7 protein-coding genes and 1 pseudogene are annotated in these 20,309 nt (G+C 71.0%); 3 read left to right on the top strand and 5 right to left on the bottom strand.

Annotated features, from left to right (window positions below):
- Together ABZ371_RS05760 and ABZ371_RS05755 are read right to left on the bottom strand one after the other, a co-directional pair.
- On the bottom strand, nt 1-1,202 hold a 1,202-nt coding region (locus ABZ371_RS05760; protein ID WP_358673972.1), incomplete at its 3' end, for an ABC transporter transmembrane domain-containing protein.
- Nucleotides 1,203-1,503: 301 nt separating this feature from the next.
- Complete coding sequence (locus tag ABZ371_RS05755; protein WP_358673970.1) at nt 1,504-1,947, bottom strand: MarR family transcriptional regulator; 444 nt, start codon at nt 1,945-1,947, stop codon at nt 1,504-1,506.
- 128 nt (nt 1,948-2,075) lie between these two features.
- Here ABZ371_RS05755 and ABZ371_RS05750 point away from each other — a divergent pair, with 128 nt between their 5' ends.
- Nucleotides 2,076-3,881, top strand: coding sequence for an ABC transporter ATP-binding protein (locus ABZ371_RS05750; RefSeq protein WP_358673967.1), 1,806 nt, complete (start codon nt 2,076-2,078; stop codon nt 3,879-3,881).
- A 396-nt stretch (nt 3,882-4,277) separates the two neighbouring features.
- Here the strand turns inward: ABZ371_RS05750 and ABZ371_RS05745 are convergent, their stop codons facing one another.
- Complete coding sequence (locus ABZ371_RS05745) at nt 4,278-5,339, bottom strand: NAD(P)-binding domain-containing protein (protein WP_358673964.1); 1,062 nt, start codon at nt 5,337-5,339, stop codon at nt 4,278-4,280.
- Nucleotides 5,340-5,427: 88 nt separating this feature from the next.
- On the opposite strand from ABZ371_RS05745, the gene ABZ371_RS05740 reads away from it, so the two are divergent.
- Entirely contained in the window at nt 5,428-5,865 is a 438-nt protein-coding gene (locus ABZ371_RS05740) for a secondary thiamine-phosphate synthase enzyme YjbQ (protein WP_358673961.1), read from the top strand.
- A gap of 187 nt (nt 5,866-6,052) precedes the next feature.
- Here the strand turns inward: ABZ371_RS05740 and ABZ371_RS05735 are convergent, their stop codons facing one another.
- Both ABZ371_RS05735 and ABZ371_RS05730 read right to left on the bottom strand, forming a co-directional pair.
- On the bottom strand, nt 6,053-7,957 hold the full coding sequence (locus tag ABZ371_RS05735; protein WP_358673958.1) for a DUF2075 domain-containing protein: 1,905 nt from the start codon (nt 7,955-7,957) through the stop codon (nt 6,053-6,055).
- Between the two features lie 600 nt (nt 7,958-8,557).
- Nucleotides 8,558-8,713 (bottom strand): annotated as a pseudogene (locus tag ABZ371_RS05730) (IS30 family transposase); the annotation flags it as partial.
- Between the two features lie 777 nt (nt 8,714-9,490).
- Between ABZ371_RS05730 and ABZ371_RS05725 the strand changes: the two are divergent.
- Complete coding sequence (locus ABZ371_RS05725) at nt 9,491-20,305, top strand: amino acid adenylation domain-containing protein (protein ID WP_358673955.1); 10,815 nt, start codon at nt 9,491-9,493, stop codon at nt 20,303-20,305.
- Nucleotides 20,306-20,309 lie beyond the last annotated feature (4 nt).

The raw sequence follows: 20,309 nt of genomic DNA, 5'->3' as shown, positions 1-20,309 counted from the left end.
GACGCGTCGCGTGGCATCGCCCCGGCACCGGCGGGAGGCGGGTCGCCGGTCTCCGCGTGCCCACCGAGACGCTCCGCCAGCCGTCCCGCCTCGTCCGGGTCCCCGCAGACCACGGCCGTGAACAGGCCCCGCGGGGCCATCAGCCCGGTCACCGGGTCGTACAGATCACCCTCAGGCGCCGTCGCGTCCGCCGTCGAGGTGCGGGCGCTGCGCCGTAGCGACAGGACCCGCACCGCACGCTGCGCCGACGGCTTGGAGAAGGAGTACGCCATGGCGATCTCCTCGAAGTGGCGCAAGGGGAAGAGCATCAGCGTCGCCGCGCTGTAGACGGTGACCAGTTGACCGACCTCGATCCGGCCGTCCCGGGCCAGCGCCGCCCCGTACCAGACGAGCGAGATCAGCAGTGCCCCGGGCAGGAGCACTTGGAGGGCGGAGATGAGCGCCCACATCCGCGCGCTGCGCACGGCGGCCTCCCGGACCTCCTGGGAGGCGCGCCGGTAACGGCCGAGGAACAGCTCCTCGCCGCCGATACCGCGCAGCACCCGCAGCCCGGCGACGGTGTCGGAGGCCAGCTCGGTGGCCCGGCCCGCCTTCTCGCGCTGCATATCCGCCCGCCGGGTGGCCCGGGGGAGCAGGGGGAGGACGGCCAGCGCGAGGACGGGCAGGGCGACGGCCACCAGGACCCCGAGGGCGGGCAGGTAGAGGACGAGCCCGACGCAGATCAGGACGAGCGCGGTGGCGGCGGCCACGAAGCGGGAGAGCGCCTCGACGAACCATCCGATCTTCTCCACGTCGCCCGTGGAGACGGCCACGACCTCGCCGGCCGCCACCCGCCGGGTCAGCGCCGAACCGAGCTCGGCCGTCTTGCGGGCCAGCAACTGCTGGACGCGCGCCGCGGCGGTGATCCAGTTGGTGACCGCCGTCCGGTGGAGCATCGTGTCGCCCACCGCGATGAGGACACCCAGCAGCACGAGGAGGGTCCCGGCGAAGGCCAGGCCCCTGCCGGACCGTTCGATGACGGCCTGGACGGCGAGCCCCACCGTGAGCGGCAGTCCGGCGATCGCGCACTGGTGCAGCAACCCCCAGCCGAGGGACTTGAGCTGGCCGCTGAGCTGACTGCGCCCGAGCCAGAGCAGGAGACGTGGGCCTGAACGGACATCGGGGTCGCCGGGATCCGAGTACGGAAGATCGCGAATCTGCATGACGTTCCAAGGATCGGAAGAGCGCAGGCCCGAGGGGGCCTCGTGCGACAGGGGGACCAAACCGTGCAAGGTTCGCGTCCCGCACCCCTGACGGGCAACCGATTAATCGCGCGGGGGTGGTGGTGGAGTCCGGCGGCAGCGGCCCACGGGCGCCACCGGACGGTCGGAGCCGGCCTGCCGCGCCGAGGAAGCAAGGGGACCCCGCAGGGGAGAAGGGGGCGAGACGGCGGGGGAGCAGGGGACGAGGCGCCGGGGGAGCAGGGAGCGGGAGCAGGCCGCCGCGCCGCGGCTGCTCACGGCGTCAGCAGCGGCGCTCCGGCATCCCCTCGACCAGAGTGGTCATCAGACCACCCAGCACCTCGCGCTGTTCGGTGGTCAGCGGAGCCAGGATCTCCTCCGCGGCGGCCTTGCGGGCGTCGCGGAGCGAGCGGAGCACAGCCCGACCTTCCCCCGTCATCTCGACGCGGACCACCCGGCGGTTGGTCGGATCAGGGACGCGGCGCACCCGGCCGCTCGCCTCCAGGCCGTCCACGAGGGTGGTCACCGCGCGCGGGACCACGTCCAGCCGGGCGGCCAGGTCGGCCATCCGGGGCGGGCCGTCGAAGTGCGCGACCGTGCGCAGCAGGCGGAACTGCGCCGGCGTGATGCCTATCGGCTCCAGCTGGCGCCCCTGGATGCGCTGGAGCCGGCGCGTCAGTCGCAGCAGCTGCTCGGCGAGGAGGCCGTCGGAGTCGGGGGATTCCATGTGGGAACAATATCAGGACCTCGTTCATTGTGAGTAGAGGTAACAGTGAGCTAAGCTCTCGATCGTGCTCGCCATCCGCCGTGCGCCCCCATCCCGCGCCCGTCGGCCACATGCTGTCGAAGGAGCCCATGAAACCCGACGAACCCCTGTGGACACCGCCCGCAGGAGCTGCGAAGCAGCCGCCCGCCGAACTCCGCCGCATCTTCCGGCTCTTCCACCCGTACCGCGGCAGGCTCGCGGTGGTCGGGCTGCTGGTCGGCGCATCCTCGCTCGTGTCGGTCGCCTCGCCGTTCCTCCTCCGGGAGATCCTGGACACCGCCATTCCCCAGGGGCGCACGGGACTCCTCACGCTGCTCGCCCTCGGCATGATCCTCACCGCCGTGACGAACAGCGTCTTCGGCGTCCTGCAGACCCTGATCTCCACGACGGTCGGCCAGCGCGTCATGCACGATCTGCGCACCGCCGTCTACACCCAGCTGCAGCGGATGCCGCTCGCCTTCTTCACCAGAACGCGCACGGGCGAGGTCCAGTCCCGCATCGCCAACGACATCGGCGGCATGCAGGCCACGGTGACCTCCACCGCGACCTCGCTGGTCTCCAACCTCACCGCGGTCATCGCCACGGTGGTCGCCATGCTCGCCCTCGACTGGCGCCTCACCGTCGTCTCGCTGCTCCTGCTGCCGGTCTTCGTGTGGATCAGCCGCCGCGTCGGCCGCGAGCGCAAGAGGATCACCACGCAGCGCCAGAAGCAGATGGCGGCCATGGCCGCCACCGTGACCGAGTCGCTGTCCGTCAGCGGCATCCTGCTCGGCCGCACCATGGGCCGCTCGGACTCGCTCACCCAGGGGTTCGCCGAGGAGTCGGAGCGACTGGTCGACCTCGAAGTGCGCTCCAACATGGCCGGCCGCTGGCGGATGTCGACGATCGGCATCGTGATGGCCGCCATGCCCGCCGTCATCTACTGGGCCGCCGGGCTCACCCTCCAGTCGGGCGCCACCGCCGTCTCCATCGGCACACTGGTGGCCTTCGTCTCGCTCCAGCAGGGGCTGTTCCGGCCCGCCGTGAGCCTGCTGTCCACCGGTGTCCAGATGCAGACGTCCCTGGCCCTCTTCCAGCGGATCTTCGAGTACCTCGACCTCGAGGTGGACATCACCGAGCCCGGGAAGCCCGTACGGCTCGAGAGGATCCGTGGCGAGGTCTCCTTCGACGACGTCACCTTCGCCTATGACGAGACGAGCGGTCCCACCCTGAGCGGCATCGACGTGACGGTGCCCGCCGGCACGAGTCTGGCCGTCGTGGGCCCCACCGGATCCGGCAAGTCCACCCTCAGCTATCTGGTGCCGCGGCTGTACGACGTGACAGGAGGCCGGGTCACGATCGACGGCGTCGACGTGCGCGACCTGGCCTTCGACACGCTCGCCCGGGCTGTCGGCGTCGTCTCGCAGGAGACGTACCTCTTCCACGCCTCGGTCGCGGAGAACCTCCGTTTCGCCAAGCCCGACGCCACTGCCGAGGAGATCGAGGCCGCGGCCCGCACCGCTCAGATCCACGACCACATCGCCTCACTGCCCGACGGCTACGACACTCTGGTCGGTGAGCGCGGCTACCGCTTCTCCGGCGGCGAGAAGCAGCGGCTGGCCATCGCGCGCACCATCCTCAGGGACCCGCCCGTCCTCATCCTCGACGAGGCGACGAGCGCTCTGGACACGCGTACGGAGCACGCCGTACAGCAAGCCGTCGACGCCCTGTCGAAGGGCCGCACCACCCTCACCATCGCCCACCGTCTGTCGACCGTCCGGGACGCGGACCAGATCGTCGTCCTGGACGACGGTCGCGTGGCCGAGCGGGGGACGCACGACGAACTGCTCGCGCAGGACGGCCGGTACGCCGCTCTGATCCGCCGGGACAGCCACCTGGCTCCTACGACCACCTGACCGCCTAACTACCTGATTACCTGATCACCTGAGGCTGCGCACCTCGCTGTGGCACGCCCGCCCCGAGGGTGATCGCCACCCGTGGGAGCGCTGCTCGTATGCGGTTCCCCTGACCCCACCATCTGACCCCACCATCAGCACCACCGGGCAACGACGACGGCAGCAGCGGTGGCCGCAGCGGGAGCCACGGCCGGTACGGCGGCAGCGGCCGGGACGACGGATGGGGCATGACCTGCTCATCCACGCGTGGGGGCACCGGTGGGCCGGGTTCGCCGTCCTCCAGCCGCTCACCGGTCAGGCTGCCCGGGCCGGGCATCCGACGGCCACCGGGACCGGTCCGGCGCAGAACCGGCTGCAAGCGCCCGAAACCTCCGTGCGGCGGTCGGGTATGAGGCGTCAGGTCGGCACGCTGTCCAGCAGCCGCGTGATCGAACGGACCGCCGCGCGTCCGGCCCGATTGGCGCCGATCGTGCTGGCGGAAGGCCCGTACCCGACGAGATGGACCCGCGCGTCCCGCACGGCCCGGGTGTTCTCGACCTGTATGCCGCCACCCGCCTCCCGAAGCCGCAGCGGGGCCAGATGATCGACAGCGGCCCGGAAGCCGGTGGCCCAGAGGAGCACATCCGCCTCGACCGTACGACCGTCCGCCCATGCCACCCCGCCCGGGGTGATCCGGTCGAACATGGGCAACCGGTCGAGGACCCCTTCGGCGCGGGCGCGCCGGACCGCGTCGTTCAGCGGCAGCCCGGTCACACTCACCACGCTCTGCGGAGGCAGGCCGCGCCGTACGCGCTCCTCCACCATGGCGACGGCCGCCCGCCCCTGCTCCTCGCCGAACGGCCCCTCGCGGAACACCGGAGGCCGGCGTGTGACCCAGTGCGTGGCCGCGGCCACCTCGGCGATCTCCATGAGGTGCTGTGTCCCCGAGGCGCCGCCGCCGACCACGACCACCCGCAGACCCGCGAACTCGGCAGGCCCCGGATAGTTCGCGGTGTGCAACTGCCGCCCGAGGAAGGTTTCCTGGCCCGGATACCGCGGCCAGAAGGGCCGGTCCCAGGTGCCGGTGGCGTTGATCAGAGCACGCGTCGCGTACGCACCCTCCGTCGTCTCGACGAGCAGTCGGCCGCCATCCCCGTCACGCACGGCGCTCACTCCGACCGGCCGGTGCACCCGCAGGTCGAAGCGCTCCTCGTACGCGTCGAAATACCCTCCGATCACCTCGGACGACGGGCGGCCGTCGTCAGCGCCCGTGAGCTCCATGCCGGGCAGCGAGTGCATGCCGTGCACCTTGCCGTACGTGAGAGAGGGCCAGCGGAACTGCCAGGCGCCCCCCGGACGCGGTGCGTGGTCGAACACCACGAAGTGCCGGTCCGGCTCGAATCCGGCGCGTCGCAGGTGGTAGGCGGCGGACAGCCCCGCCTGCCCCGCACCGATGACGGCCACGTCCAGCTCAGGCACCCCAAATTCGTTCACCTTTCTACCAACCTCGGGTGACTCGCGGTTCTTCCCTTCGGCACACCCGCACCCCCGACGTCAGAATGGGCTCATGCCTGATTCCTTTGCCACCCATCTTCTGCACCTCACCACCGGACGGACCGAGACGGTCACCGACCTGACAGCTGAGTGCGAGCGCTTCCTCGCCGACTCCGCTCACGGCCGCGACGGCCTGCTCAACATCTTCGTGCCCCACGCCACGGCCGGAATCGCCGTCCTGGAGACCGGAGCCGGCAGCGACGACGACCTCCTGGCCGCCCTGCGGACCCTGCTCCCCGCCGACGACCGGTGGCAACACCGCCACGGCAGCCCGGGCCACGGCCGCGACCACGTGCTCCCCGCCCTGGTGCCACCGCACGCCACTCTGCCGGTGATCGGAGGGCGGCTCGAACTCGGGACGTGGCAGTCGGTGTGCCTGGTCGACACGAACAAGGACAATCCGCGAAGGCAGGTGCGGTTGTCGTTCCTGGGTGGCGTCGGCGAGGCCTGACTGTACGGACCATGTCCGGCCGTACCGACTGCCCGGGGCCGTGGTGCGCGGCCGCACAGGGCACTCACGCTCTCCCCGGCTCCGCCGGCGATGTGCGGTCGTGATGCGGCCCCGGGCGGTGACGCGGGTGCGGTCCGCTCGTACGGCGTGGGTACGACAACGGACCAAAGCTTCCGCGATCACCGGATCACGCGGGAACGGCAACCCTTACGTCTGTTTGCGGGTGGACGAGCGAACGCAACTTCTCGCGGGTCTCCGGATCAGTGGAGTAGATCATCGTGCCGACCATCCCGCGGGTCAGCAGCACCTTGTACGTGTGGCGGATGAGCCGATCGACCTCGGAGTCCGGGGTCGCCCTGGTGAAGATCGGGTCCTTCGAAGCGGTACGGACCACCACCCAGCGGTCGGTCCGCCAGACCAGGTCCGGACCCATGATCACGCCCGACCAGTCGTACTCGAAGCCCTGGGCGGTGTACACACAGCCCACCTGGCCGAAACCGGCCGGATCGTTGGCCCAGAACGGCGCCGCCGGGGCACCGAACAGGGAGCGGTCGCCGGGTACGTTCCAGGGGCGCGACCAACTGCCGATGACGACGTCGCGGGGCAGCTCGGTCATCTCCGGTGTGATTCTCGTGGTCCACTTCCAGCAGTACCCGGCCGCCATGCGCGCGCTGTACTTCCTCCCCGCACCCTCCTCGCGGCGAGCGACGAGGAAGTCCTCCAGCTCCTGCGGGCTGTCGGCGGTCAGCAACTGCACCTTGCCGTCCGGCTCCCAGACGGTCGGCTCGCCGCCCTCCAGGCCGAGCAGGTCCGCGACCCACTTCACATAGGCCTCGCTGCCACCGCAGCGGAACTGGCTGTCCAGTTCCACCACGACGCAGTCGATGCCCCGCGCGGCTGCGGCGTCCTTGATCTGCTCCTTGGTCCCCATCTCGCCGGGGCGCACCACCTGGTGCTGGTCGAGGAGGAACACCGGCACCCGGGCCGCGTCGATCAGTTCGGCCACCTGCGGGCGGTCGCTGCGCAGGGCGGCCTTGGTGTAGCGGTTGGCGGACGTCTTGCGGAGTCGGTGGGCCTCGTCGCAGATGAGGACGTCGAGGTCGTTCGGCTCGGCATCCATGAAACTGTTGAAGTACTTGAACAGCTGCTGCACCTCGGGCTTCCGGGCGCCGGCGATCTTGCGCATCGTCTTGGTGAACGACGCCGAACCGGTCGCGTGCAGAGCGGTCTCCCCGCGCCGGTACAACTCGCCGAGGAGTGACAGCGCGATGACGCTCTTTCCGGAACCGGGGCCGCCGGTCACCACGACGACCTGCTTGTGGTTCGACCGCTTCGCCTTGCGTACCGCCGACAGCACCAGCTCGTAGGCGATCCGCTGCTCGTCGAGCAGGATGAACTGCTCGCGGTCGCGGACCTCGGCCGCTGCCACGGCCATCAGCTGTTTCGACGGGCGCGTCCTGCCCTGGACAAGCAGGTCGGCGGCGGCCGCACCGGACTTGGGTGAGAGCCGCGAACGCAGAAACTCGAGGAACGCCCCGCGCTGGTCGGCGGTGTACATCCGGCCCCGCAGGTCCTCCGGGACCTCGCGCAGGGAGCTGATGCCGAACTCCGTCGCGTTGTGGAGGAACACCACTCCGGCGACCGCCTCCGGCGTCCGCTCCAGCGCACCGTTGAAGGAGAGCAGGTAGGAGCAGTAGCCGCGGACCTGCTCGATGGGGTTGAGTACGGGACGCGGGTAGGCGTCCATCCGGCAGAGCAGGGGGTCCTCCTCCTCCGCGTAGGCCTGACTCCACTGCTTGAGTTCGACGACGACGTACGAAGGCTCGCCCGTGGACGGGTGGAGCCCGGCCAGTATGACGTCGGCGCGCTTGCTGGTCAGGGGCAAGGAGTACTCGATCAGCATCTCGACATCATCGAGTCCGGCGTCGAGGAGTGCACCGGTGAGAGCGGGGAGACTGCGCTCCCAGGACCGCACCTCGGACGCGCCGGGTCGGTAGCCGTGCGTGTGCTGGAAGTTCTCCATCAGGTGCAGCGCCAGCGTCCCTTCCAGGTTGCGGGCGGCGACGGTCGCGGCGGACTCGCGGAACAACAAGGAATGCCCCCAGGCAGCACGAAGTAACTCGCGCGGGTGGGGGCATGTCCTCTTCAGTCCGCTGACGCGGAACGGAAGCCCGTCGGGCCGCAGATGATCTCGTACATCCTAGGTCAGGGGGCGGATCGGGCGGCAGGGGTTTCTGGCGAGCCGGGCTCGGACGAGCCGGTGCGGAACGGGGCGGGTGTCTGCGCGGCCGGAGCACCGGGCCGTGTTGAGCGGTGAGGTGAGGGCCCAGCAGGCCGACCGGGGATCAGATCGTGCGCCGGCTACGTGCGGCATCGAAGGGGCGATCACGTTCAACGACTTCAAGAACGCCACGCCGGTCGCACGGCACCCGACTGTGCTGTTACGCGGTCAGGTGACGCGAGCGTGGGTGCGTATGCCCGAAAACCCGTGGGGCCGACCGGCCCTGCGGACCGACCGGGAAGAATGGCTGCCGCCGACACAAGGCCGACACGCAGACTCATCTCTACGTATTCCGAGTCCACCCGAGTCCGCCCAGCAGCAGGCCTCGGCGGGACGCTCGCTGAGGAGGACCCTCGTCGGCGACGTGGGCCCGTACCTTCTGCCGGCTGCATGCCTGTGGGACACGTAGTGCCGTCCGGTGCGCAAGCAGGCCACCGGCTCGCGTTTCGGCGCACCACGCCCCTCGATGTGGAGCGCCTGGTAGATCGCCTCGGGACTGATGCGCATGTCCTCGGCGTCGGGTAATTTCGACAGCAGGCGTCGCGCGACCTGCTCCGGGCTCCATGCTGTCAACCCAGCTTCTGCCGCAGCACACATCACGTACTCGGCGCCGGTCGAAACGTATAAGTGACGTGCTTCACATCGGAACGAACGTGCGAACACGCAACGCGCCGCGGGCCATACTGATTGTCATGACACCGACGGCCACATCTGTGGGCGCCTGCTGTTCGCTGCCGCGCGCAGGCATCGAGCGCCCGGCCGTGATGTCGCGTTCGATCGGCCTCCCGGGGCTCGTCGACGCCGAGGGTGGGCCGGTGGACCGTGCCGTGCACACCGATGCGCAACGCCGCCGTCGGGAGCGGGGCCGTGTGTCCGCCCGGATCCGCACCCGGCCCGGCTCGTGCCCCGCTGCGGCGCCCTGGTGTTCGACGCCCATTTCGGCGCGATCCGCACTGGCGCCTGTTGCCACCGCGGCTGGTCGTACGACCTGGCCGACACGCCGGTGAGCGTGCCGAAGCGGTCGGATCGTCCGGAGTCGCTCGACACCACCGCGTGGGATCCGGTCGAGGGACCGTACGCCGCATCACCGGGCCGATCGATCTTCGGCGCCCGTCATCCGGAGCCGTTGCCGCCTCGGGAGCCGCTCGGGGGGCGGGGCCCGGTGCAGGGACACGATGTTCGACCACGACGCGCAGGGAACGGCCGTGGGCGGCGAAGTGCACGAGTGGGAGCTGGAAGACAACTGGAAGCCCGCTCCGTGCGGGCCGGGCGGAGTCCTCGCGTTGGCTCGCGATCTTCTGCCGCAGCGTCATGCCCGGGTGGTGTGGCAGGAAGGAGTCCGTCATGAACCTTCGCACGCTCGCCCGCATGTACGCCGACGGCGAGATGTCGACGGCGGGGGTACTGGCCGAGCTCGGCAGACGCGTGGACATCCCCTTGTCCGAGGGGCAGCGCGGCCTGTGGGTGCTTGCCCGGATGGAGCCGGAGACGTACGCGTACAACGTTCCCGTGTGCTTGTCGTTTCCGGACGTGGACACTGCGGCGCTTCAGGCCGCATTCCGCGACACGCTTTTCCGGCATCCGCTTCTTTCGGCCACGGTGCGCGAGACGGATGACGGGCCGTGTCTGTCCCACGGTGATGCGGACGGCTTCCGCGTCGATCACGTGGACATCTCCGACATCCCGTCCGAGCGAGTGCTGCCCCTTCTGCAGGAGAGGGCGCGGCGGCCGTTCGACCTGGCCGGGGATCCCCTGACCAGGCTGACTGTCCTGCGTCGCTCCGCGTCCGAGGCGTACGTCCTGCTGGTCGTCCACCACCTCGTGATCGACGGAGCGTCGGGGCGTCTCGTCATCGACACGCTGCTGAGTTCGTACCGGGCGCGGATCGAGGGGCGGGACGTGCCGATCGAGGTGGGCTCCCCCTCCTTCGGTGAGTTCGTCGCGTGGGAGCGCGACCTGCTGGCCGGTGAGCGTGCCGAGGAGGACCGCGGCTTCTGGGTGCGGGAGCTCGCCGGCGCGGGCGTCCTCACGGGGTTGCCCTCGCAGGTGGCCCTGGCGCCGGACGCGCCCCACGTGGGGGAGGTGCACACCAGCCGGCTGCCGAAGGAGCAGGCCGACGCCGCCGCGGCCTTCGCCGCCTCGCACGGGATCAGCCCGGGGATCTTCTTCCTGGCGGCCTTCCTGACCCTGCTGCACCGGTACACCGGGAGCGAGGACCTCGTCATCGGGATGCCGGTAGCCGGACGCCCGACGGAACACTTCGACCCGATCGTCGGCTACTTCGTCAACACGCTGCCCGTCCGGACCAGGCCGGACGCCTCCGAGGAGTTCACGTCGTTCGCCCGGCGCGTGCAGTCCACGGTGCTCGACGTACTCGAGCACGGGACCTACCCGTTCCACCGGATCGTGGGCGACCTCGGTGCCCGGGGCGAGAACCCGCGGTCGCCTCTTTACCAGATCGTGTACAACTACCAGGATTCCGCTCTCTCCGGACACCTGGAAGAGCGGGCCCGCGCCACCGGCGAGCCGGAGTTCGAACTCGTCGACGGCCTGTACCAGTTGGGGGAGTACGACCTCACGGTGGACGTGGCTCCCGGTAACGGGTTCCTGGTGAACTGGAAGTACCACCCCGACGCCTTCTCGGCCGACGCCGTCGCGGGCATGGCAGAACACTTCGTCACCCTGGTGGACAGCATCCTCGACACGGACGGGCGGTCGCCGACAGGCAGGCTGAACCTCCTCGGCGAGGAGGAGCGGCGCCTCGTCATCGAGGCGTGGAACCGCACCGAGGTCGACTTTCCCACCCATCGGACGTGCTGGGATCTCTTCGCGGAGCAGGCGGAGGCGAACCCGGGCGCCCCGGCGGTCACCTGCGGGGAGCGGACTCTCACCTATCGCGAACTCGCGGACCGCAGCTCGGCGTTGACGCAGGCGCTGGAGCGTCGGGGCGTCTCGCCCGGGGACACCGTGGGGGTCTGCTACGAACGATCGCTCGACCTCGTCGTGGCCCTCCTCGCCGTCATGAAGCTCGGCGCGGTGTACCTGCCCCTGGACGGCCGGCTGCCGGCCGAACGCCTCTCCTACATGGTCGAGGACAGCGGCGCGCGACTCGTCGTCTGCCACGGGGCGGTGCTGGACAGGCTGGCCGCCATGGGGACGCCGAAGGTGCGGCTGTACCCGACGGACCGCCAGGGTGATCAGGCCGCCCAGGCATGGGCAGCGCCGGGGGAGACGACCGCCGGTGCGCCGGACCCGCGAGCCTCGGCACCCTCGGCCGCGTACATCATCTACACCTCGGGCAGCACCGGTAAGCCCAAGGGCGTCGTGGTTCCGCACGCGGCGCTCACCAACTTCCTGCTGGCCATGGCGCACACGTTGGGAGTGGGGTCCGGCGATCGGCTGCTGGCCGTCACCACCCACAGCTTCGACATCGCCGCCTTGGAGCTCTACCTCCCCCTGATCACCGGCGGGCAGGTCTGCGTCTGTGAATCGGCCACGGTCGCCGACGCCACGTTGCTGGCCGAGAAGGTCGCCGACTGGGAGCCCACCCTCATGCAGGCCACTCCGGCGACCTGGGCCATGCTGGTGCGCGTCGGGTGGCGGAACACCGAGGGCGTCAAGATGCTGTGCGGCGGCGAGGCGTTACCCGATGGCCTGAAGGACCAGCTCGTGGTGCGCGGTGAGGCATGGAACCTGTACGGGCCCACGGAGACGACCATCTGGTCGGCGGCCAAGCGGCTGCGCCGTGAGGAGCCGGTGACCATCGGCTGCCCCATCGCGAACACCCAGCTGTACGTCCTCGACCAGGACATGAGCCCCCTGCCTGTCGGTGTGACCGGCGAGCTCCACATAGCGGGCGACGGGGTGGCCCTGGGCTACCACCGGAAGCCGGAGCTGACGGCCGAGCGCTTCCTGGACAACCCGTTCGGGCCCGGACGGCTGTACCGGACAGGCGACCTCGCGCGCCGACTGCCGAACGGCGAGATCATCGTGCTGGGCCGGATGGACGACCAGGTCAAACTGCGCGGCCACCGCATCGAGCTCGGCGAGATCGAGGCGGTCCTCGACGCCCGCCCGGAGATCGGCCGAAGCGTCGTCCTGCTCGAGCACGTCGGCCTGTCGGACAGGCTCACGGCCTACTGCACAAGGGACGGGGACGCGCCGATCGATGCCGCGCTGCTGCGCGCGGAACTCGCCGAGACCCTCCCCGCCTACATGGTGCCCGCCGCGTTCGTGGCCCTGGACGCCTTTCCGCTCACGCCACACGGCAAGATCGACCGCGCGCAGCTGACCCGGGCCGCCCGGGCGGTGCCGCTTCCGGCCGCCGACAGCCCGGTGGCCGCGCCTGCCACCGAGCGGCCGGACATCGAGCGGCCTGGCATCGAGCGGACCGTGCGCGGGATCTTCGAAGAGGTGCTCGGCTCGCGTGACATCGATCGTGCCGCGGGCTTCTTCGACATCGGCGGAGACTCGTTCGCGGCCATCGAAGCGGTGGCGCGGATCAACCGCGAGTTCGGCTGCTCGTTGCGACCCACCAGCCTCTTCGCGCACCCGTCCGTCACGGCGATGGCCCGGCACCTGACGGGGCTGCTGCCTGCCGAGCAGGCACCCGCGGCGCAGGCACCCGCCGCGCAGGCACCCGCGGCGCAGGCGGTCGAGCCCGAGCGGCACCCTGATCCACGCCATGCCACTCCGGCGGCCGACGACGCCTCGCTCGATGATTCGATCGCGGTGATCGGCATCTCCTGCCGGTTCCCGGGAGCCGTGGACCACCGCGAGTTCTGGTCCGCGCTCGTGGAAGGACGCAGCGGCGGCACGTCATGGTCGGTTGAGGAACTGCGCACGCTCGGAGTGCCGGAGGAGCTGATCACCCGACCCGGATACGTGCCGCAGCGGTCGGTCGTGGACGGCAGGGCGGAGTTCGACGCGGCGTTCTTCGACATCTCCCCCCGCGACGCCGAACTCATGGACCCACAGGCGCGCTTGCTGCTGCAGCACGCGTGGCAGGCCCTGGAGGACGCCGGTTACCGCCCGGAGGACGTCCCCGGAACCAGCGTCACCACGTCCACGAGCACGAACTTCTACCAGGCCCTGCTCCCGGCCCTGATGGCGAACGCGTCGGGCCCGCGGGTCCTGGCGAGCTCCGAGACGTACGCGGCGTGGCTGTTCGCGCAAGGCGGCACGGTGCCCACGATGATCTCCACGAAGCTTGGCCTGCGCGGCCCCAGCATGGCGGTGAGCACCAACTGCTCCTCGGCGCTGAGCGCGGTGCACGTCGCCTGTCAGGGACTCCTGGCCGGCGACGCCGACCAGGCGGTCGTCGGCGCGGCCAGCCTGTTCTCCGCCGGGGAACTGGGATACGTGCACCAGCCGGGCCTGAACTTCTCGAGCGACGGGCGCAGCCGCGCGTTCGCCGACGGCGCCGACGGCATGTCCGGCGGCGAGGGTGTCGGCGTGGTCGTCCTCAAGCGCGCCGGTGAGGCGATCGCCGCCGGAGACCACATCTACTGCCTGATCCGCGGCATCGCGGTGAACAACGACGGCGGCGACAAGGCCGGGTTCTACGCGCCCGGTGTACGCGGCCAGACCGAGGTGATCCGCAAGGCGCTGGACAAGGCGGGCGTGGACCCGTCGACGATCAGCTACGTCGAAGCGCACGGCACGGGCACGAAGCTCGGCGATCCCATCGAGGTCGCGGCTCTGACCGAGGCGTACCGGCACCACACGGCGCGCAGCCGGTACTGCGGCATCGGCTCGGTCAAGAGCAACATCGGCCACCTGGACGCGGCCGCGGGGATCGCCGGCCTCATCAAGGTGGCCCTGTCCCTTCAGCACCGCGAGGTTCCGCGGACCCTGCACTGCGACGTGCCGAGTTCGCAGATCGCGTGGGACGAGACGCCGTTCTTCGTGGCCGACCGGAATCTGCCGCTGGACGGCGACGAGCCCGCGCGGGCCGGACTGAGCTCCTTCGGGATCGGCGGCACCAACGCGCACGCGGTGCTGGAACAAGCGCCGACCGGCGCGCGCGCCGCCGACCGCCCCGGACCCCAGGCGGTGGTCCTCTCGGCCCGTGACGGGGAGCGGCTCGCCGTCCTCGCGCGCCAGCTCCTGGACTTCCTGCCGGGATACCGGGACGCGCACGGCGATCTGGCATCGCTCGCGTACACGCTGCAGGTCGGGCGGCGGGCGATGACCGAACGAGTGGTCTTCGTCGTCGACGACCTCGACGGGCTGATCGCAGCCCTTGACGAGTACGTCGGGCGCGGGGCGCGCGCAGCGGTGTTCGAAGGGACGGCCCGACGGCCTGAGGACACGCTGCTCGGCCTCTTCGAGCACCCCGGGGAGCTGCGGGACCTGGTCGCCGGGTGGCTCGCACACGGGGAGTGGGACAAGATCGCGCCCCTGTGGGTCAACGGCGTCGACGTCGAGTGGCACGCCTACCACGGCGCGAACCCGCCGGTGCGGGTGAGCCTGCCGACGTACCCGTTCGCCGCGAAGCGCTTCTGGCCGACCGCCGAGGCGGTGCCGGCTCCCCGGGCCACCGACCCGCTCGACGCGACGTCGTCGCTCGTGGCCGCGGCCGGCCCCGAGAGCGTCGAGACGTTCCTGTCCGGTCGGACGTCCGCGACGGACGAGATGGACAGCCTCTCGCGCCCGCTCGTGCTCGCACAGCTGGTGGCGGCAGGGCTCTTCCACGCGCCCGTGCGTCGCGACCTGAGCGACCTGGTCGGGCAAGGGGTCACGCCGCCCTTCGCCCAGTGGCTCGACCGTACGGTGACCGTGCTGCTCAGCCACGGAGAACTCGTGCGCGAGGGCGACTTCGTGGCGCCCGGGAAGAGCGTGCCGGACCTCGAACAGGCGCGGCGCACCTGGCGCGCGTGGAAGGACGTCCGGGCCGGAGATCCGGAGCTGGCGGCCAAGACCGGCCTGACCGAGCGCATGGTCGAGGCCCTGCCCGCGATCCTGTCCGGGCGGACGAAGGCCACGGCGGTGATGTTCCCCGGCGGCTCGTTCGAGCTGGTCGAACCGGCGTACCGGGGGAACCCGACGGCCGACTACTTCAACGACGTGACGGCCGACGCGGTGCGCGCGGAGGTGGACGCCCGCCGCCGCGACGGTATCCGGCTGCTGGAGATCGGAGCGGGCACCGGCAGCACCAGCGAGCGCGTCTTCGACCGACTGACGGGCCGCGACCTCGCCGAGTACTGCTACACGGACATCTCGAAGGCGTTCCTGATCGACGCGGAGCGGCGGTTCGCCGGCCACGTGCCCTACTTGTCCTTCGCGACCTTCGACGTGGAGAGGGAGCCCGACGCGCAGGGACTTGCCGTGGGTGACTACGACATCGTCATCGCCAACAACGTCCTGCACGCCACCGAGGACATCGTGCGGGCAGTGGGTCACGCCCGGGCACTGCTACGGCCCGGCGGAGTCCTCGTACTCAACGAGCTGGCCCGGAACGACTGGTGGTCGCACCTGACCTTCGGGCTCCTCGAAGGGTGGTGGCGGCCCAGGGACGGACGGCGTATCCAGGGCGGACCGGCGCTGTCCACGGAATCGTGGCGCGAAGTGATGCGGGAGTGCGGGTTCGAGACGGTCGAACTGCTGGCTGAGCCGGCTCGCGTCCTGGGCCAGCAGGTGATCCTGGCGCGCGCCGGCTCGCCCGTCCCGTCCCGGGCCCCTCGGCCTGCCGCGCCCGGATCGGTCGAGGAGCACGTCCGCGCCGCTGTCGAGCGGGCCCTAGCCGAGACGTTGAAGCTGACAGCGGACGAGCTCGCGGCCGACAAGCCCTTCGCCGACTACGGACTGGACTCGCTCACCGGCGTCTCCCTGGTGCACCGGCTCAACGAGTCGCTGAGCACCGACCTCGATCCGAGCGTGCTGTTCGAGCACCCGTCGATCAGGCGGCTGACGCGTTTCGTCCTCGACGAGGAGGGCGCCGCCCTGGCGGCCGCTGTGCCCGAGCCGTCGGTGGTGCCTGAGCCGTCGGTGGTAGCTGAGCCGTCGACGGTGCCCGTGCCGTCGGTGGTAGCTGAGCCGTCGACGGTGCCCGTGCCGTCGGTAGTGCCCGGGCCGTCCGCGGTGCCTGAGCCGTCGGTGGCATCCGTGCCGTCCGCGCGATCGGTGCCGTCGGTGGTATCCGTGCCGTCCGCGGTGTCCGGACCGTCGGGCGGTGGCCGGGAGGCCGTCGCGATCGTCGGCATGAGCGGCCGGTTCCCGGGCGCCCGGGATGCCGACGAGTTCTGGGACCTGATGGTCTCCGGCCGCGACGCCGTCTCGAAGGTGTCCCGCTGGGACCTCGAGTCGCTGGGCAGCGTGTGCCTGGACGGCGGTCTCCTGGACGGCGTCGACGAGTTCGACCCGCTCTTCTTCGGGATCTCCGGTGCGGAGGCCGTCTACATGGAGCCGCAGCAGCGGCTGTTCCTCCAGGAAGCGTGGCGGGCGCTCGAGGACGCGGGCCACGCGGGCGACTCGCTCGACCGCGACCGGTGCGGTGTCTATGTGGGCTGCGCCGCGGGCGACTACATGGACATGACGGTGCCGTCCGACTACCCGGGCCAGGCACTGTGGGGCAACATGAACTCGCTCGTGCCGTCCCGCATCGCGTACTACCTGGACCTGCACGGGCCGGCGATGGCGGTCGACACCGCATGCTCCAGCTCGCTGGTCTCCCTCTACCTGGCGTGCCAGGCGCTGTGGGCGGGCGAGGTCACCACGGCGATCGCGGGCGGGGTCTACGTCCAGAACTCGCCGCGGCTGTACCTGGCGGCGTCGCGGGCCGGGATGCTCTCCCCGACGGGCCGGTGCCGCTCGTTCGACCGGGCGGCCGACGGATTCGTGCCCGCCGAGGGAGTCGGTGCCCTGGTCCTCAAGCGGCTCTCGGACGCCGAGGCGGACGGCGACCACATCCACGGCGTGATCCGCGGCATCGGGATCAACCACAACGGGACGACGAACGGGATCGTCGCGCCGAACGGCACCTCGCAGGAACGGCTGATCCGGCAGATCTACCAGGACTTCGCCATCGACCCCGCGGGGATCGGGTTGGTCGAGGCACACGGCACCGGAACCAAGCTCGGCGATCCGGTGGAATTCCGGGCGCTGGACCGCGCGTTCCGCGGTTTCACGGACGCCGAGCGGTTCTGCTCGCTCGGCTCCACGAAGGCCTCCGTCGGGCACGCGCAGGCCGCGGCCGGCGTGATCGGCGTCATCAAGTCGCTGCTGGCGATGAGGCACGAGGTGATCCCCGGTCTGCCCCACCACACGGAGACGAACCCCAGTGTCACGTTGGACGGCAGCCCGTTCTTCGTGCACACGGAGCCGAGGCGGTGGGACGTGCCGGAAGGCGGCAAGCGGCGCGCCGCCGTCACGTCGCTCGGCGCGAGCGGGACCAACGCCCACGCCGTGCTCGAACAGGCGCCGAAGCCGCCCACGCCGCCCCGGAGCAGGCAGGACGGGCCGCGGTTGATCGCGGTGTCCGCGGCGACCGAGCACGCCCTGCGTGAACAGGTGGCCCGGCTCGCGCGCCACTGCCGCGAGCACCCCGGCCTCGACGTGGGTGAGGTGAGCCACACACTCCTGCTCGGCCGCAGGCACCTGCGCCACCGATGGGCGCGGGTGGTCCGGGACATCGCGGAACTGGAGAACCGGTGCACCACCTGGCTCTCCGGGCAGGACGATCCGGCGCAGATCACTGACTCCACGGTGCAGGCACTCGCCCAGCGGTTCCTCGACGGTGACACACCGGATTTCACCGAGCTGTTCCGCGACGGCCGCTACCGCCGCGTTCCGCTGCCGGGCTACCCCTTCGAGCGGGAACGCTATGCGCTGCCGGTCCGTGGGGCGGCGAACGACCGGCCGCGGCGCGACGGGGTGGTCCTCACCGGTGACGAGTTCTACCTGCGTGAACACCAGGTGCGGGGAACCGGGATCGCCCCGGGGGCCATGTACCTGCAGTGGGTCGCCGAGACGGCGAGGCGGAGCGCGAACGACGCGGTGCGCCTGGACGACATCGTCTTCCTGCGACCCCTCGCGGTCTCCGGCGTGCCGCGCGCACTGCAGGTGGCTCTTCGCGCGGACGGCGACGTCACCCGGTTCAGCGTCTCCTCCGCGGAGTCCGACGGGGACGAGCCCGTCGTGCATTGCCAGGGCGAGGTGTCCGCCGCGGAGCCGGCGGCTGCGCAGGCGCTCGATCTGCCCGCGCTGCTGCGCGCTTTCCGGTCCACGGACTTCGACCCCCTGCGGTTCTACGCCGAGTGGCGGGAGCGCGGCATCGCCTACGGCCCCACGTTCCAGGGGGTCGTGGCGGTGCACCGCGGCGAGGACGCGGTGCTCGCCGAACTGCGGTTGCCCGGCGCCGCGTCAGGGACCGTGGACGGCCTCGTCCCGCACCCGGCGCTGGTGGACTCGGCGATGCAGTGCATGCGCCTGCTCGACGGCGACGATCAGGTCGGGTTGGTGTTCGCCATCAAGTCGGCCGAGGTCCTCGCCCCCTGCGCGACCACCATGTGGGCCCTGGTACGCCGCGCCGGGGACACGCGCGGCGCGGAGCGGATCGACATCGACCTCGCCACCGGCGACGGCACGGTGTGCCTGCGTCTGCGAGGCATCGCGGGCCGCCGAGCCGAGCAGAAACCGGCCCCGGACCCGGACCCGGCAAACGGTGGCGCCGTCACGCTGTTGCCCGTGTGGGACCCCGTTCGGCAGACGGAATGCGCGAGGTGGCCGCGGAGTTCCGCGTCGGTGGGCATCATCGCGCCCCCCGGGCGGGCGCTGGACGTTCTCCTCACGCACTGTCCAGGTGCGCACGTGGTAGCGGACCCCTGGCGGAGTACGTACGACGATCTGGAGAAGTCCGTCCGGTCGGTCCCGGAACTCGACCATCTGATCTGGGTGGCTCCCGGCGCTGTGGAGGACCGATCCGGTGCGAGCATCGTCGAGGACCAGTCCAGCGGCTCACTGCACGCCTTCCGCACGGTCAAGGCACTTCTGGCCGCAGGGTACGGCGACCGCTCACTGGGCCTGACCCTGATCACCGAACGGGCGCACGCCGTCCATGAGTCCGAGGTCGTCGACCCGGCGCACGCCGGTGTCGCCGGCCTGGCGGGGTCGACCGCGAAGGAGTACCCGAACTGGCGGGTGCGGGCGGTGGACGTCGAGGACTACGAGGCGTCCTCTCTCGCCGCGGTGCTCGGACTGGCCGCGGAACCGGACGGCAACCTGCGTGTCCACCGCGACGGCCGGTGGCACGTCCAGCGGCTGATGACCGTTCAGCCGGCCGCGCCGACGTCGTCCGGGCTGCGCCAGGGCGGCACCTACGTCATCATCGGCGGGGCGGGCGCCCTCGGCACGGCCATCAGCGAGTACCTGATCCGCCGCTACCGCGCCCAGGTGGTCTGGCTCGGACGCAGGCCGCGGGACGCGCGCGTCGAGGCCGCCGTCGCCCGGGCGGCCGGCGCGGACGGGCCCGCGCCGCTGTACCTGCGGTCCGACGCGACCGACCTCGCGTCCCTGCGCGCGGCGAAGGACGAGATCGTACGGCGGTTCGGCACCGTGCACGGCGTCATCCACTCGGGCCTCGTGTTCTCAGGGGAGAGCCTGGCGCGGATGGGCGAGGCGCAGTTCGAGGACGTGCTGCGCGGCAAGGTCGACGCGAGCGTCCGGTGCATGCAGGTGTTCGGCGGTGACTCGCTCGATTTCGCCTTGTTCCTGTCTTCCATCAACTCCTACCTCAAAGCCATCAAGCAGGCGAACTACGCGGCCGCCTGCACGTTCCTCGATTCCTTCGTACCGACGGTGCAACGCCACTACGGTGCTGTCGGCAAGGTGCTGAACCTGGGCTACTGCTTCAACAACGCACCCACCGAGGGCGAGCGGGGCGCGGTGGTCGCAGCGCAGGCGCCGCTCATCCAGCCGGACGAGCTGACGGCGGCGATCGAACGGCTGTGCGCGGCGCCGGTCAGCAGGCTGACGTTGATGAAGTTCAGTCCCGAGCTCAACGACCGGGGCATCGTTCTGGGCGACGACGACGTCACCCTCCCCACGGCCGTGCCGCCGGCCGCGGTGCCCGCCGACGTCCAGGCACCGGCGGCGGTGCCTGCCGGCGAACTGGAGCGGCTACGCGCCCGCACCGCAGAGCTGACCGCGCTCGCGATCTGATCGC

The sequence above is a fragment of the Streptomyces sp. NPDC005899 genome (assembly GCF_040629645.1).
Lineage (GTDB): Bacteria > Actinomycetota > Actinomycetes > Streptomycetales > Streptomycetaceae > Streptomyces.
This window is presented reverse-complemented; position numbering and strand designations above follow the sequence as displayed.

Excerpts from the sequence above, each read along its gene's own strand:
- ABZ371_RS05755 (WP_358673970.1), bottom strand. The coding sequence starts at position 1,947 with ATGGAATCCCCCGACTCCGACGGCCTCCTCGCCGAGCAGCTGCTGCGA.
- ABZ371_RS05750 (WP_358673967.1), top strand. The coding sequence starts at position 2,076 with ATGAAACCCGACGAACCCCTGTGGACACCGCCCGCAGGAGCTGCGAAG.
- ABZ371_RS05740 (WP_358673961.1), top strand. The coding sequence starts at position 5,428 with ATGCCTGATTCCTTTGCCACCCATCTTCTGCACCTCACCACCGGACGG.
- ABZ371_RS05725 (WP_358673955.1), top strand. The coding sequence starts at position 9,491 with ATGAACCTTCGCACGCTCGCCCGCATGTACGCCGACGGCGAGATGTCG.